Source organism: Chitinophaga varians, from assembly GCF_014529945.1.
In the GTDB taxonomy this organism is placed as follows: Bacteria; Bacteroidota; Bacteroidia; order Chitinophagales; family Chitinophagaceae; genus Chitinophaga; species Chitinophaga varians.
Map to the genome: position 1 here is coordinate 177,068 of NZ_JACVFB010000001.1, position 15,192 is coordinate 192,259.

General features: G+C 50.2%; 10 protein-coding genes. 4 read left to right on the forward strand and 6 right to left on the reverse strand.

The features are described 5' to 3' along the window. The first annotated feature begins 134 nt into the window (after positions 1-134). The 3 genes from ICL55_RS00685 to ICL55_RS00695 all read left to right on the forward strand — a co-directional run bounded on the left by ICL55_RS00685 (position 135) and on the right by ICL55_RS00695 (position 4,641). Positions 135-2,423 carry a DUF7133 domain-containing protein gene (locus ICL55_RS00685; RefSeq protein ID WP_188094124.1) on the forward strand — a complete coding sequence of 763 codons (2,289 nt, stop codon included), beginning with the start codon at positions 135-137 and terminating at the stop codon, positions 2,421-2,423. Positions 2,424-2,692: 269 nt separating this feature from the next. Continuing rightward, positions 2,693-4,255: an FMN-binding glutamate synthase family protein gene (locus tag ICL55_RS00690; RefSeq protein ID WP_188094125.1), complete on the forward strand. Its 1,563-nt coding sequence runs from the start codon at positions 2,693-2,695 to the stop codon at positions 4,253-4,255. A 20-nt stretch (positions 4,256-4,275) separates the two neighbouring features. Beyond that, a complete protein-coding gene (locus ICL55_RS00695) occupies positions 4,276-4,641 on the forward strand; it encodes a GreA/GreB family elongation factor (RefSeq protein ID WP_188094126.1) in 366 nt (121 codons plus the stop codon). Positions 4,642-4,746: 105 nt separating this feature from the next. Here ICL55_RS00695 and ICL55_RS00700 read toward each other — a convergent pair whose 3' ends face one another. The 5 genes from ICL55_RS00700 to dnaE form a co-directional block, all read right to left on the reverse strand. Then, positions 4,747-5,289, reverse strand: coding sequence for a DUF192 domain-containing protein (locus tag ICL55_RS00700; protein WP_188094127.1), 543 nt, complete (start codon positions 5,287-5,289; stop codon positions 4,747-4,749). Positions 5,290-5,296: 7 nt separating this feature from the next. Beyond that, entirely contained in the window at positions 5,297-6,478 is a 1,182-nt protein-coding gene (gene mqnE, locus ICL55_RS00705) for an aminofutalosine synthase MqnE (RefSeq protein WP_188094128.1), read from the reverse strand. Next, entirely contained in the window at positions 6,475-8,616 is a 2,142-nt protein-coding gene (locus tag ICL55_RS00710) for a M43 family zinc metalloprotease (RefSeq protein WP_188094129.1), read from the reverse strand. Before ICL55_RS00710 ends, mqnE begins: the two co-directional genes overlap by 4 nt. 164 nt (positions 8,617-8,780) lie before the next feature. Beyond that, positions 8,781-9,098: a thioredoxin gene (gene trxA / locus ICL55_RS00715; RefSeq protein ID WP_168873046.1), complete on the reverse strand. Its 318-nt coding sequence runs from the start codon at positions 9,096-9,098 to the stop codon at positions 8,781-8,783. A 105-nt stretch (positions 9,099-9,203) separates the two neighbouring features. After that, on the reverse strand, positions 9,204-12,845 hold the full coding sequence (dnaE, locus tag ICL55_RS00720) for a DNA polymerase III subunit alpha (RefSeq protein WP_188094130.1): 3,642 nt from the start codon (positions 12,843-12,845) through the stop codon (positions 9,204-9,206). Positions 12,846-12,970: 125 nt separating this feature from the next. Between dnaE and ICL55_RS00725 the strand changes: the two genes are divergently transcribed. Continuing rightward, the gene (locus ICL55_RS00725) at positions 12,971-13,642 is read left to right on the forward strand and encodes a C40 family peptidase (RefSeq protein WP_188094131.1); all 672 of its coding nucleotides are present in this window, start codon (positions 12,971-12,973) and stop codon (positions 13,640-13,642) included. Here ICL55_RS00725 and ICL55_RS00730 read toward each other — a convergent pair. After that, entirely contained in the window at positions 13,639-15,129 is a 1,491-nt protein-coding gene (locus ICL55_RS00730; protein WP_188094132.1) for a lipopolysaccharide biosynthesis protein, read from the reverse strand. The genes ICL55_RS00725 and ICL55_RS00730 overlap by 4 nt on opposite strands. Positions 15,130-15,192 lie beyond the last annotated feature (63 nt).

A 15,192-nucleotide genomic window follows, 5' to 3' on the forward strand; every position in this document is an offset into this window, starting at 1 on the left:
ATAAATATGGACGACCCGCTAATGCCCTAAATTCTTAAATAACCAAATTCGCAAATGATTTTACCCCTGATCAAAAAATAGTTGCAAATAATCGCAGGAGATGTATTTTTAGTTTTTGCAATCGAATTAAATACATGAATCGTCTTCAATACCTGATCATCTCCACGATTTCCCTGGCATGGTTTGCCTGCGGACAAACACAACAACAAGACCGGATGAGCAAACACGAGCGGGATTCGCTGGCGATGCGAAAACAGTTCGATAAGTCTCCTGTGCTGGATGGTAAGGCTGCCATCGGCGCCATGACGGTCGACAAAGGGCTGGAAGTGCAGCTGGTAGCGGCAGAACCGATGGTTGTAGCCCCGGTAAGTACGGTGTTCGACGATCGTGGCAGGATGTGGGTAGTGGAAATGATGGGCTTTATGCCGGATACCAGCGGTACCGGAGAAGACAAGCCGGATGGCAAAATTGTCATACTGGAAGATACCACCGGCGATGGTGTGATGGACAAACGGACGGTGTTTCTGGATTCGCTGGTGTTGCCCAGAGCGGTATGCCTTGTGGAGAATGGTGTATTGGTGGCTACGCCGCCTCAATTATGGTTCATCGAAAATAACCATGACAAACCCGGCAAAAAAGTACTGGTAGACAGCGCGTATGCTGCCGGTGGTAACGTAGAACATCAGCCCAACGGACTTTTGCGGGGACTTGACAACTGGATATACAATGCGAAGTCTGATCGCCGTTACCGTAAAGTGGGCGACAAATGGTTGAAAGAGGCCACCACTTTCCGTGGTCAGTGGGGCATTACCCAGGATGATAAAGGCCGGTTATATTATAATAATAACTCCGAAAATCTGCTGGGGGACTATTTCCCGGCAGGGCTGGGCGGTAAAAATCCGCATCAGCAGAATGCTGCCGGTTATGATCAGAAGATCGTGAAGGACAACCACGTGTATCCGGCACATCCCACGCCGGGGGTCAACAGAGGCTATATGAAAGGCGTGCTGGACGATAGTCTGCGGTTGGTGGAGTTTACAGCTGCCTGCGGTCCGGTTATCTATCGGGGCAATCTGTTGCCGGCAGCTTATGCAGGCAACGCTTTCGTCGCCGAACCTTCCGCTAATCTCATCAAACGGAATATTTTAAAAGACAGTGGTTATATCGTTACCGGTAAACAGGCTTACCAGGGGAAAGAGTTTCTGGCCAGCACGGACGAGCGTTTCAGGCCCACGGGCTTGTATAACGGCCCTGATGGGGCGTTGTATATCACCGATATGTACAGGGGAATTCTGCAACACAAAACTTATATCACCACTTATCTGAAGAACGAAATCAAAATGCGGGAGCTGACGCAACCACTCAGCTGTGGCCGTATTTACCGCATTGTTCCGACGGGGCAACATCCACAGAAAACCCAGGTGAGGGAAGACCAGCTTTTACAATTGCTGAATGATCCCAATGGCGCGTTGCGTGATAAAGCGCAACAATATATTATTGATCATCGTTTAACCGCGCTGGTGCCGGCATTGCGTGCCGCGTTGTCCAATACCGGCGCACCGCTCCTGCAGGTGCATGCGCTCTGGACACTGGAAGGACTGCATCAGTTGACCTACGCCGATCTGGCCGTGATACTGGAGCAGGGGACGGATGACTACAAAGTACAGGCGCTTGCCGCGCTGCCTTCCGTGCTGGACGGAAAGTCCGCTAAAGCCGCGCTGACAAAGCTGGACACGCTGGCTGGTAAACCGTTCTTTGCGCCGTATGTCGCGTATTTGTTGCCCGCATTGGGTAAAGCAGATAAAGCTGCAGCGACCCGCCTCGAAGAAAAACTGATGAAAGCGTATGCGCGTGACCGTTATATATCAGCTGCGCTGATCAATAATGCCGTCAACCGGGAAGCCGCGTTGCTGAAGCAACTGGAAGCTTTTAATCCGGATACTGCGTTGGTGTTGAATAAACAATTGCACGCCGTGCTGAAGAATATGGACAACAATGCCAACGCAAAAAAAATGGATGCTTTGGCTGAAAAATACCCCAGAGGATATAAAATATTCAATACTGTTTGTCAGACCTGCCACGGTAAAAACGGTAATGGTATTGCTGCTATGGCGCCGCCGCTGAATGAAAGCAACTGGGTGACCGGTGACAAAAATAAGTTTGCCGCTATCGTGCTGTACGGCCTTACCGGTCCGGTGGAAGTACACGGCAAGCTGTATAAAGCGCCCGAAATCAATGGTGATATGCCTGGTATCGGCGGCAGCGATGAATTCAGCGATGCTGATATTGCAGAACTGCTCACGTTTTTACGCAGCGCGTGGAATAATAAGGCCGGAAAGGTATCCGCAGATGATATCAAAGGTGTGCGCAAACAGTTTAACGGTCGTCAGAAAGCATTTACTGCGGCGGAATTAACCAAATAGTGCGCTGATATCAATAAAAGGCCTATCTTTGTTGTTCATTCATTACAAGTGAACAAGGCAACTTACATATTGACCTGCTGTAGCCAACACCGTATTTGTACGGGCGGGTTTCTGTTGCCGTTTTTATCCTGTCCAAAAGACTTCAACAATTAAGCCCGGGCAACTTATAGCATCGTAACAGTTGTACCCGGGGGGATGATACCTGTACGCTTGTATTGGTACTACAATCCATTTAGCAATTTCCAAAACAATCTTATAAAATAAGTTTTATGAATCATCGGATAGCACGATGGGCAGTTTATCTTTTATGCCTGTTGCTGGATGTGAGCGTGGCTGCAAGCCTTTATCGCGGTTATTTAACAGGATGGATTTTATTACCGGTGGCCGTAGGTGTCACTTTGCTGACATTGATAGACCGTTTTCAGGGCAAACACGCCCTGTTACGCAACTATCCTCTCCTGGGTAGGCTGCGTTACCTGCTGGAACACATCAGGCCGGAAATGCGGCAGTATTTCTTCGAGTCTGACACAGACGGGCGGCCGTTCAGCCGTCGCCAACGTGCGGTAGTGTACCAGCGTGCGAAAGACGTGAAACAGACCGTTGCCTTCGGCGCACTGGCCGACATGTACGAGCCGGGTTACGAATGGGCCGCGCATACAGCGTTTCCAACGAAAGTAAAACCGGACGCGCTGCGGGTAACGATCGGTAACAAACAATGTAGTCAGCCATACAATGCAAGTTTACTCAACATCAGCGCAATGAGTTACGGTGCGCTGAGTAAAACAGCCATCCTTTCCCTCAATGGTGGCGCACAAGTGGGTGGATTTGCCCATAACACCGGGGAAGGTGGTGTAAGTCCGTATCACCTGCAACATGGCGGTGACCTGATCTGGCAAATCGGTACCGGTTACTTCGGCTGCCGCGATGAGAAAGGTAATTTCTCTCCGGAGGTATATGCCGGAACGGTTGCAGAACCAGCTGTAAAGATGGTGGAACTGAAATTGAGCCAGGGTGCCAAGCCTGGTAAGGGCGGGGTACTGCCGGCAGCGAAAAATACGCCGGAAATTGCGGCTATCCGTAAGGTGAAACCGGGTGTCAGCGTGCTGTCGCCGGCGGCGCATACTGCTTTCGGCAATGAATATGAGATGCTGTCGTTCGTGCAGCAACTGCGTACGCTCTCCGGTGGCAAGCCGGTAGGTTTCAAGCTGTGCGTAGGCCGCAAAGATGAATTTGAGCGTATCTGTGTCGCCATGACCAACACTGGTATCTACCCCGACTTTATTACGGTAGATGGTGCAGAAGGTGGTACCGGTGCGGCTCCGCTGGAGTTCACAGATAGTATCGGTATGCCTTTGTACGATGCACTGGCTTTTGTGGTGACCATGCTGAAGAAGTACGATCTGAAACAGCATATCAGAATTATGGCCAGTGGTAAGATCATCACCGGTTTCGACATCATGAAAGTGTTGGCATTGGGTGCAGACGCCTGCTACAGCGCCAGAGGCATGATGCTGGCACTGGGGTGCATACAGGCGCTTCAATGCGATAGCGGCAGCTGCCCTGTAGGCGTGGCTACGCAAGACCCGACCCTGTACCAGGGGGTGAATGTGACCGATAAGAAAGAGCGTGTGGCCAATTTCCACCGCAACACCATATATGCACTGGCTGAACTGATGGGCGCCTGCGGTTTTGCGACGCCTGAACAGGTAAACCCTGCTGCACTTTACAGAAGAGTAACGAGAACGGATATACGATCATATGAAGAAATTTACGCACCGGACAACGGCCGTTCAGCCGGAGCGGCACTTATTCCGGGGCAGTCAGTTAATTAATTGATTAAAAACCTGTTTTTATGAAAAAGAAACAGATTATAGTGTCCCAACATGATTATGACATTCTGAAAACGCTTTGTTATCACGCTCCCGGCACAGCTAAGCTGAAAGAGGAGCTGGACAGGGCGGTTATCCGGAAAACAAAAGTACCCGAAGATGTGGTACAGGTAAATTCCACGCTGCAATTCAGAGATGAACGCAGTGGCGCTGTACGGGAAGTACAACTGGTGTTGCCTGCCGCCAGCAACATTCAACTGGGGAAACTCTCTATCCTTTCGCCTATTGGTACAGCCCTGCTGGGCTACAGTACCGGCGACACCATCGACTGGGAAGTGCCTGCGGGCAAAACCCAGCTGCACATCCTGCGGGTGGTGAACGAAGGATAGTCTTTAAAGGCTATAATGTTAGCGATCAAATATGTATCAAGCAAAAAAAGCCCCGGCGTCTGCCGGGGCTTCATCATTTTGGAATGTAGATATTTTGTGATGTGGTTATTTGTGGTAGACCACATGATCACCGTAGTTGACATGGTATTTGTCGCAGAAACCACCATTTACTTCCAGCACGTACTGCGCTTTTTTGAAAGAGGGCAGGCTCTGTTCTGACAGCGGTGTTGCATACTTCTGTATAGACACGATCTCCAGTTTATCGTCCAGGTAGATGATATCCAGGGAGATATAGGTGTTTTTCATCCAGAAGGAACGCTCTTCCATATCCGGGAAGATAAACAGCATGCCCTGATCGTCTGTCATGGATTTACGGTACATCAGACCATCTTCCCGCTGCTGATCAGTTTGTGCCAGCTGGATATCGATTTTGCGAATGGTGTCTGCCTTGTTTTTAGACAGGAACACCAGAGACGCTTCCTTTTTGAATTCGCTGCCGTTGGAAGTGACCTGTGTGGGAGATTCCGTACCTGCGGTGGTGCTGGTACCTGTTTCCGTGGTCGCGGCACTGTTGTTTTTGCCGGTATTGTTGTTACAGCCGGACACATACAGGGCGGCTATCAACAGGTATTTGAACGGTAGCTGCATAAGGATATTATTTAGTCAGTAGTTCCTCGTCGGAGAAAACAATCTCTGTGTAGTCTTTTATTTCATTGTACACGGTATCGCGTTCTACGGGCCTTCTGCCGGCTTGTTTGATCAGATGGGCCAGTTGAGCGGTGTTCATGGAAGGGTTTTGTTCTTCCGCACCGGCCATGCTGTAGATCTTGGTGGTATCATCGATTGTACCGTCCAGGTCATTCACGCCGAAGGAGAGGGTCAGCTGTGCGGTGTTTCTGCCCAGCATAGGCCAGTAAGCCTTGATATGCGGGAAGTTGTCCATATACAAACGAGCCACGGCATACAGCTTCAGATCTTCTACGATAGATGATTCCGGAATATCGGACATATCGTTGCCTTTGTTTCTGAACTTCAGCGGGATGAAGGTATTGAAGCCATGTGTTTCATCCTGGAGCTGACGTAAGCGTTCCATATGGTCGATACGGTGTTCGTAGGATTCAATATGGCCATACAGCATAGTAGCGTTGGTGACCATGCCGCGGTTGTGGGCTGCGCGATGGATGGCCAGCCAGCCGTCTGCATCTACCTTGTCGTGGCAGATTTTGGCGCGCACATCGGGATGGAAAATCTCTGCGCCGCCGCCAGGCATAGATTGCAGGCCTGCTTCGTTGAGGATGCGCATACCTTCATCTACGCTTACTTTGGCTTTGCGGAACATATAGTCCAGCTCCACCGCTGTAAAACCTTTGATATGAAGATCAGGGCGATGTGCCTTGATTTTTTGGATCAGTTCCACGAAAAAGTCCAGCTGCATCTTAGGATGTACGCCGCCTACAATGTGGACTTCCGTCACGGGCTGCCCGTCGTAGCTTTTCACAATATCCAGCATCTGGTCGATGCTTAGTTCCCATCCTTCTTCGCGGTTTTTATACAGCCGGGAGTAGGAGCAGAAGTGACAGGTGAAAACGCATACGTTGGTAGGCTCAATATGAAAATTACGGTTAAAGTAAGTCTTATCGCCGTGCATACGTTCCCGTACGTGATTGGCCAGTGCGCCTAAAAAGCCGACGTCGCCTTTTTGAAATAAGGTCAGCCCTTCTGCGGGCGTAATTCTTTCCTGACGCAGAATTTTTTCTGCAATGTTCTTCAGGTCAGTATCCAGAGAAGGTTGCTGAAGAAGTGTCTGAACTGCCGGGTAATCTTGTCTCATCGTCATCTTACTTTCATTAATTTAATGGTGTTGGCCCTGTTCCTGTAAATTAATTTTACAAAATAAACACCATTTGGCTCATTTACCAAATTAAAGGTCATCCGGTTGTTGGCGCCAACGGCGTTCCCGGGTTTGGAAGCGATGAGTTGCCCGGCGGCGTTATAAAGATTGACCTGCTGCAGATCGGTGGGCCGTTCATAGAAGCTGATCCATACCAGCCCATCGGTGGGGTTGGGGTGGATCAACACGCCGGCCCGGCGCAGTTCGGGATTGATGTCTTTGGTGACGATCCGGATATTGTCGATATATATGTTATTCTCAGCATTTGAAATGTTTCTGAAGGCGACCTGGAACTTGTCTTTGCCCACCAACGCGGTCAGGTCCACCGAATCGCGGCGCCATTCCGTGTTATTGGGGATGAACTCATCCTGTACGGCCGTAGGGCGGGTGATCAGGTATTTGCCCCATTTGCTGTAGGCGATGGCGCCTGTCTGGTGACAGTCTTTGGTTACCAACACCTGCAGGGTGTCCCACACGTTGCCGGTCATATTGGGGTCGGAGTAAACGGCTGCGGCCACATCGAAGAAAAGGAAAATGGAGTCATGTGCCTGTGGATCTATTACAGGGGTGATCAGGTCATCTGTCTGGTCATTTACATTGTATCCTTTGTTACGTACCAGCGCGGAGGCTTTACTGTTGTGCCCTACGTTGCGGTCCCGCTCCCAGGTAAAGCTGTGGTCGGGATTGTAGAGGTCCCATCCCGGTGGCGGGAAGCTATCCTGTTCAAACCCTTCTTCAAAAGGCAGTTGCACTGCCGCGTCGAAGTGGAAGCGGCTGATGACGGTGTCGTTGCTCACATTGGCGTCTGGCTGGCCGTTGGGCGACTGCGTATAGGCCTGTAGGTTATAGGCGCCTACAGGTACCTGCGAGGCCGGCAGGGAAACGTCTACGCTCTGGAGGCTGGGCAGGCTGCCTTGCCAGCTGTAGTTGACCAGCGCGCCATTGTTGAGCCGGTACAGGATACTGACGGCTGTGAGGGGACTGGTGCCTTTGTTGCGCAGGGTCACCTGCGGCAGGATACGATTGTCGCAAAGTTTGCCACTGGCGCCGGTAATGGCGGTGAGCGCAGCATCGTTTTCCGGTAGCACAACAGGCGTGCAGCCGTTGGAGGTCATCAGGCTGGTGACGATATTCTCCAGCACGTCGCGCATCCTGCCGGTTTGCCCGGCGGTGAAAAGGTGCATACAGGCGTCATCGCTATAGTCCATGTAGTTCATGAACATGATCCCCGGAAAATTGGGGCTGCAGTTGTCTGTTTTGGGAAAAGAGGGGCATCCATAGGTATTGTCGCCCTGCAACGGGGTATCGGCAATACCGTCGTCAACAGCGCAGGTACCGTTGTCATCGCCCCAGATATGTTTCAGTCCAAAAAAATGGCCTATTTCGTGGGTGGTAGTGCGGCCCAGATTATAGATGCGGCCTACGCTGCCGGTGGTACCAAAAGCGGTATAAAGCACCACTACGCCCAGCTGTTCACCGGGGTAACCATTGCCGGGAGGCGCTGCTACGCCGAGGTAGTTGCCCGACAGGCGGGTTACCCAGATGTTGAGATACTTTTGGGTGTCCCAGGCGTCGGAACCGCCGGTTTGGTTGTATTTGGCATCAGGAGCGCCACCGCTGATGCTGAAGCTCTGGCCTGCCGCTGTTTTAACACGGACGATGCCGGTGGTGGGCTCGTCGCCGGGAGTGCGCTGGGCCAGGCAGAAACTGATACGGCTATTGCCAATGATCGGCTGCCACACCGGGGGCACTTGGCTAACGTCCGGATTGGTGGCGTTGTAGTCCTGATTGAGTACGGCTATTTGTGACATCACCTGGGCATCGGTGACCAGGTCAGGGTTGTCCAGTACGATATGCACTACTACGGGAATAGTGACGTTTTGTTGCACCGTTTCGGTTTGCACGCGCATCATACGGCGCTGCTGCAAAAGCTGCATTTTTTTCTCATTGTTGTCGATCACTTGTTGGAGGGAAGGATGTTCAAGCACGCGTTGCTGCAGGGCAACGGCGGTGCCGCATTGGCGCTGGCCCATAGCGGCCAGGCTGTAAAGTAAGGTAAACAGGATAATAAATGTGTGGCGCAAAGATCGTTGTTATTTGAGATGAATCAGATGGTTTTTCTGGTTTTGATGATGGTGTAATATACGCAGCGGAACCGGAATTTTGTCACAGTGGAAACCGAAGGACATAAAAAAGGCCCTTCCGTCGAACGGAAGGGCCTTTTCATCACTCAGTTTCGTTTATATCATTACAGGTTGGCCTGTATTTTTTTGTCCAGAACAGCTTTCGGAACGGCGCCTACCTGCTTGTCTACTACCTTGCCATCTTTGATGAACAGGATAGCGGGGATGCTGGTGATACCGTAGTCGATAGAGATCTGCGGGTTCACGTCAACATTTACTTTACCGATGTTTACTTTACCTGCATAATCTTTAGACAGTTCTTCAATAACTGGTCCGATAGCCCGGCAGGGACCGCACCATTCTGCCCAAAAATCAACAACGGTTAATTTATCGGAATCCAGCACTTCCGTCTGGAAGTTCGCGTCTGTGAATTCTAAAGCCATAAGATATTATAATTTAAAGGTGTTTATTAATGATTGTTTTTGATTGTCTACTGGTGTATATGATCAAAACTTGAACCGAGTGCAAATTACTGCTTTTTTGACATCTTACTTATTGATAATCTCTATGTAGACATCAAGATCCGGTTGTTTTCGCAGGAAATGCGCCAACTCGTCATTCATCTCGATGTTTCTGTTGAAAGTATGCAGTTTTACCTGCAGATTATCGTCTATATCCACGAGCTGCATATGCAGTGGACTGTTGCCGGGATAACGGTTGATGTTTTCCACGAGGAAGTCCACCGTTTCACGGTTCAGCCGTTTAGGGGAAGTGGCGAGGAATACCTGTTTGGTATGTGTTTTCTTCACTTCCTGCAGCAGTTGGATGCTGTTTACCTTAAACTCATATTCGTTGTCATTAAAGCGCTTGGATTTAAACCCGCCGTTGATAAACAGGCAGAGGCCGGGTTTGAGATAAGGAGCAAACCGGATGAAGTCTTCACTCCACAGGGCAAATTCAAATTTGCCGCTATAGTCTTCGATGGTCATAATGCCAAACTGCCGGTTGTTGCGGGAAATCCTTTCCTGTGCGTTGGTGACGTACACTGCCAGCCGGAAATTGCGTTCGCGGGAACGGCCGCCGGAGCTGCCGGGCGTGCTAATTTCTGCCTGGTACTCCACCAGTTCCTGCACCGAGTTCATGCTATAATGCTTCAGTTCAAAACGGTAGTCATCCAGCGGATGGCCGGAGATGTAGATACCGGTGATGTCCCGTTCATTATTGAGTTTCATGATCAGCGGCCAGGGGTCGCAGTTCGGGATTTTAGGCGGTTCCACATCCGGCATGTCTTCGGCGCCGAAGAGGCTGCCAATGTTGGAAGAGCCTGCTGAAACCTGTTGTCCGAATTTCACGATTTTATCAAGACCGGTCAGGGGTTCTGTTTCCGGCTTATGGAAATACTGCGCCCGATGGAATTCAGGGAAGCAGTCGAAAGCGCCGGACATAATCAGGGCTTCAAGTGATTTTTTATTGACGGCGCGTTGGTTCACGCGTTTGATAAAGTCGAATACGGTTTTGAAGACCCCATCTTTTTTCCTTTCCTCGAGGAGGTTTTCTACCGCTGCTTCACCCACGCCTTTCAGGCCACCGAGGCCGAAACGGATCTGTCCTTTTTTGTTCACTGCGAAACCTTTCAGGGATTCGTTCACATCCGGCGGCAATACGTCGATGCCCATGCGTTTGCATTCTTCCATGAAGAAGGTGATCTTCTCAATGTTGCTGGCGCAGTTCAGTACAGACGCCATGTATTCAGAAGGGTAGTGGGCTTTGAGGTAGGCAGTCTGGTATGCCACGAAAGCGTAGCAGGTAGCGTGCGATTTGTTGAACGCATAGGATGCGAAGGCTTCCCAGTCGGTCCATACTTTCTCGCAGACTTTCAGGTCGTAGCCGTGGGTGGAACAACCTTCCATGAACTGGGCCTTCATCTTGTTCAGTACGGCGATTTGTTTTTTACCCATTGCCTTACGGAGGATGTCCGCATCACCACGGGAGAAGTTGGCCAGTTTCTGACTGAGCAACATTACCTGTTCCTGGTATACGCAGATACCATAGGTTTCTGCCAGGTGTTCCTCCATGTCCGGCAGGTCGAAGGTTACCGGCTCCAGGCCGTGTTTACGGCGGATGAAGGACGGGATGTACTCGAGCGGGCCCGGACGGTACAGGGCGTTCATCGCGATGAGGTCATCGAAACGGTCCGGTTTCAGTTCGCGGAGGTATTTCTGCATGCCGGGCGACTCGAACTGGAACGTGGCGTTGGTTTCGCCTTTCTGATACAGTTCATACGTTTTAGCATCGTCCAGCGGGATGTTGTCAATTTCTATTTCCACGCCGTGGTTCATACGGATCAGCTCCAGCGCGCCTTTGATGATGGTCAGGGTTTTCAGCCCCAAAAAGTCCATCTTGATTACGCCGGCAGATTCGATGATGCTGCCCTCAAACTGGGTAACGAGGAGGTCGGAGTCTTTGGCCGTGGATACAGGAATGAGGTCGTACAGGTCCTGCGGGGCAATGATGATGCCTGCCGCATGGATACCGGTGTTACGTACAGACCCTTCCAGTACGCAGGCTTCGCGGAGCACTTCGCCCTGCAGGTCTTCTCCTTTGATCAGTTCGCGAAGACGTTTTACGTTTTCGATGTCTTCACCGGCGAGGCCTTCTTTGTCGGCCAGGCTTTTATCGCCGTCCAGCGGGGCGTTGAAGATACGGTCGAGCTGGATACCTGGTTTGTCCGGTACCAGTTTGGCCAGTCCGTTGGAGTCCTGCAAGGGCAGGTCCATTACACGGGCAACGTCTTTAATACTCATTTTGGCGGCCATGGTACCGTAGGTAATGATCTGCGCTACCTGGTTGCGGCCATATTTCTGTACTACGTAGTCGATTACTTTCTGACGGCCTTCATCATCGAAGTCCGTATCAATATCGGGCATGCTCTTACGGTCCGGGTTGAGGAAACGTTCGAACAGGAGGTTGTATTTGATGGGGTCGATATTGGTGATACCGATACAGTAAGCCACGGCAGAACCGGCGGCGGAACCACGGCCCGGGCCGATGAATACGCCGAGGTCACGACCGGCTTTGATGAAGTCGGATACGATGAGGAAGTAACCGGCAAATCCCATGTTTTCGATTACCTGCAGCTCAAAGTTGATACGTTCTTCAATGTCGGCGGTCATTTCCCGGTAGCGGGTGCGGGCGCCTTCGTAGGTGAGGTGCCGCAGGTACTGGTCCTGCGTGAGGAATTCTTTCGGGATAGGGAAGTTGGGCAGCAGGATATCGCGCTTCAGGTCCAGCAGCTGCACTTTGTCCACAATCTCGTTGGTATTGTCTATTGCCTGCGGAAGATCATGGAACAGCGCGGTCATTTCTTCCGTTGTCTTAAAATAGAACTGATCGTTATAGAAGGCGAAGCGGGTATTTTTAGGTGCCGCTTCATCGTCAGAAAACTCTTTATTGGTAGGCGTGCTTTTTTTCTCGCCGGTGTTGATACAGAGCAGGATGTCGTGTGCGTTGGCATCTGCCTGGTCTACATAGTGGGAATCGTTGGAGGCGATGATTTTTACGTTGTACTTTGCCGCATATTTCAGCAGCACATGGTTTACCTGATCTTGTTCAGGGATGCCATGGCGCTGCATTTCCACGTAGAAGTCATCACCGAAAATGTCGAGCCACCATTTAAATTCCTTTTCCCCTTCCTCTTCTCCTTTGCGCAGGATGGTCTTGGGCACGGAGGCGCCGAGGCAGCAGGTGGTCGCAATCAGGCCTTTGTGATATTGTAATATCAGCTCTTTATCGATACGCGGATATTTACCATAGAGGCCTTCCATGTAGCCCAGCGAGCAGAGTTTGATCAGATTACGGTATCCTTCGTCGTCTTTTGCCAGTAACACCTGGTGGTAACGAATATCTTTCTCTTCGCGTGTAAAGGCACGTTTGTGGCGGTTTTCCACGAGGTAGAACTCACAACCAACGATGGGTTTTACTTTGAGTCTTTTATCCTTGGGATCACCGGGATTGAGTTTATTGTTATACGCTTCTGCCACAAACTGGAAGGCACCAAACATATTTCCATGATCGGTGATGGCCAGTGCCGGCTGATTAGAGGCCATGGCTTTTTTGTACAGTGATTTGATATCGGCTGCACCATCCAGTAATGAAAATTGCGTGTGTACGTGTAAGTGGGAAAAGATCATCTGCTAAGCTGTTTCGTCAGGCGTCAAAAGTACGATAGAATTTTGGTTCAATAAAAATCGATTATTTGCGTTCATAATTTGTAATTAATCAATATTTTAGCGCAAAATTTTTTTAACCAGACACTATGATGAGAATTAAGGGACATTTATGGATGAAATTATCGGTTTGTGCAATGGCATTAGGTTCCTGTTCTACCATCAAAAAAAGCACTGCTAAACGCAATACTACGCCAACCGTGTCTGAATCACGCCGCATCACCTTTCTGGACCATATCAATACGCCGGGCCGCTCCAACAACAATTCTGCCAATAGTACCAATAGAAATGTAAGCATCGGTAAAAACATTACCTATGCAAGCGCTAATCTGGAAAACGCCCAGAGCTGGCAGTTCAAATATGCGCAGTTGCTGGACGTGCCGGTGGAGAATGTATTAAACTACAGCCTGTATAACTTTATCGAAGAATGGTTAGGCACGCCTTATCGAATGGGAGGCAAAACCCGCGACGGTATTGATTGTTCCGGTTTTGTGAATACATTGGTGAACGCGGTGTTCCAGTATGCGCTCACCGGTAATTCGGTAGAACTGTACAGTAAGGTAAGACAACACCTGAAAGAGCGCGACCTGCGGGAAGGTGATCTGGTGTTCTTTAAAATCCACCACAAACGCATCTCCCACGTGGGCATCTACCTGGATAACGATAAATTTGTACATGCATCCACCAGCAATGGCGTCATGATCAGTGATCTGAATGAACCTTACTGGAAACGGTATTTCGCCGGTGGTGGCAGGCTTTAGTAGCGCAGCCCTATCTTTCCTTTTACGATCTCCCAGGCATTATTGACATCTTCTGACAAGCGTGTGCTGATGACAGCGACACCGAACAGGCCCATGAAAAGGACTGAGCGGATGATGGTGTCTACATACATATTAAACATGAACGGGAGCTGTTGCACCAGCAATACGCCTCCCACGCCCAGCAGCAGCGCATACAGGGTTTTGAGACTTAACGGCTGCATGCCAAACCGTATCCAGATAAAGAGATAGCGGAACAGGTTAAAGACCGCTACGGTGATGAGGTCGGCATAAGCCGCGCCGACAGTACCAATGCGCCTTTGCAGGTATAAATTGCAGAAGAAGGAGATAAACACCACCACAATAGAGCTGACAAAATCAAAGCGCCAATAGTTGGAGGTTTGAATGATCTGATTGTTGATACCGGTGATCAGGTCGATCATTTTGGCCAGGCCGAGGATAAAGATGATATGCACGATCATGTCCCATCCCGGGCCGAGGTACAGTACAAGGTTGTGAACAGAGAGCCATATGGCCCCGAAGATGCCGACGCCGGCGATAGACAGGGTGATGGAGCTTTTGGTATACAGCTCCTGTATTTTGGCCATGTCCCTGTTTTTCCAGGCTGTAGCCAGGATGGGGGTGGTAATGGCGTACATGCTGCGCTGTGGCACCTCCATGAAGCTGATCACAAAGGTGGCGTAGGAAAAAAGACCGGCATGTTCCAGTCCGCTGATACTGGAGATAATGAGGATGTCATTGGTTTTCCGCAGCAGCGTGAACACATTGGAGGAGAACACGTAACTGCTGAAGATAAACATCCGCTTGCCCAGTCGCCGGGTGACGGTGCTGATACCGCCACGGCTGAATTTCAGTTGACCGGTACGCCATAATATCACCAGCAGCGCGATGGCAGCAACAGCATACGGAAGGCTGAACACACTGATATATTGTGCGAAGCTGATATGTGCAAAGGCAAAGATCAGCAGCATCGCAGTGGATATAATGCGGATGCCGCCTTCCTTCAGGAAATTGGAGGCGATGGTTTTATGCAGGCCCCAGGCAAAGCCTTCGAGCATGTTGTAGGCCAGTATAAAAAAAGTGAGTGGGTAAATAGCGGAAAAATAGGTGATAAAGAGGGGGGAGTTGCCGCTGAACTTGCGGATGATCAATCCTTTGAAGATGACAGAGAACAGTACAAACAGCGCAAATCCGATCAATGATACGATCAGGGTGAGTTTAGGCAGGTCGTTTTTCTCCGGCTTGAGGTAGTCGTGGTAAAACGGGAAGAACTTATTGATTACGGGCACAGCGCCCAGGGAGGCCACAGTAGCGAGCAATGTGCTGACGTCAATCAGTACGCGGGTAAGGCCGATTTCTTCCTGGGAGAAGATTTTCGGCATCAGCATGATCAGATTGACGGCGCCGAAGGCAAACCCGATGTAGATAAATATGGATGAATAAAAGCTCTGTTTTCGGATGATCCCCATTTCCTGTTTTATGAAGCGCAAATATAGAAAGAATCTTTCAGGGAGGTTATTCTTCTCAGTAAT

Excerpts from the sequence above, each read along its gene's own strand:
- trxA (WP_168873046.1), bottom strand. The coding sequence starts at position 9,098 with ATGGCTTTAGAATTCACAGACGCGAACTTCCAGACGGAAGTGCTGGAT.
- ICL55_RS00700 (WP_188094127.1), bottom strand. The coding sequence starts at position 5,289 with ATGCAGCTACCGTTCAAATACCTGTTGATAGCCGCCCTGTATGTGTCC.
- ICL55_RS00695 (WP_188094126.1), top strand. The coding sequence starts at position 4,276 with ATGAAAAAGAAACAGATTATAGTGTCCCAACATGATTATGACATTCTG.
- dnaE (WP_188094130.1), bottom strand. The coding sequence starts at position 12,845 with ATGATCTTTTCCCACTTACACGTACACACGCAATTTTCATTACTGGAT.
- ICL55_RS00725 (WP_188094131.1), top strand. The coding sequence starts at position 12,971 with ATGATGAGAATTAAGGGACATTTATGGATGAAATTATCGGTTTGTGCA.
- mqnE (WP_188094128.1), bottom strand. The coding sequence starts at position 6,478 with ATGACGATGAGACAAGATTACCCGGCAGTTCAGACACTTCTTCAGCAA.
- ICL55_RS00690 (WP_188094125.1), top strand. The coding sequence starts at position 2,693 with ATGAATCATCGGATAGCACGATGGGCAGTTTATCTTTTATGCCTGTTG.
- ICL55_RS00685 (WP_188094124.1), top strand. The coding sequence starts at position 135 with ATGAATCGTCTTCAATACCTGATCATCTCCACGATTTCCCTGGCATGG.
- ICL55_RS00730 (WP_188094132.1), bottom strand. The coding sequence starts at position 15,129 with ATGGGGATCATCCGAAAACAGAGCTTTTATTCATCCATATTTATCTAC.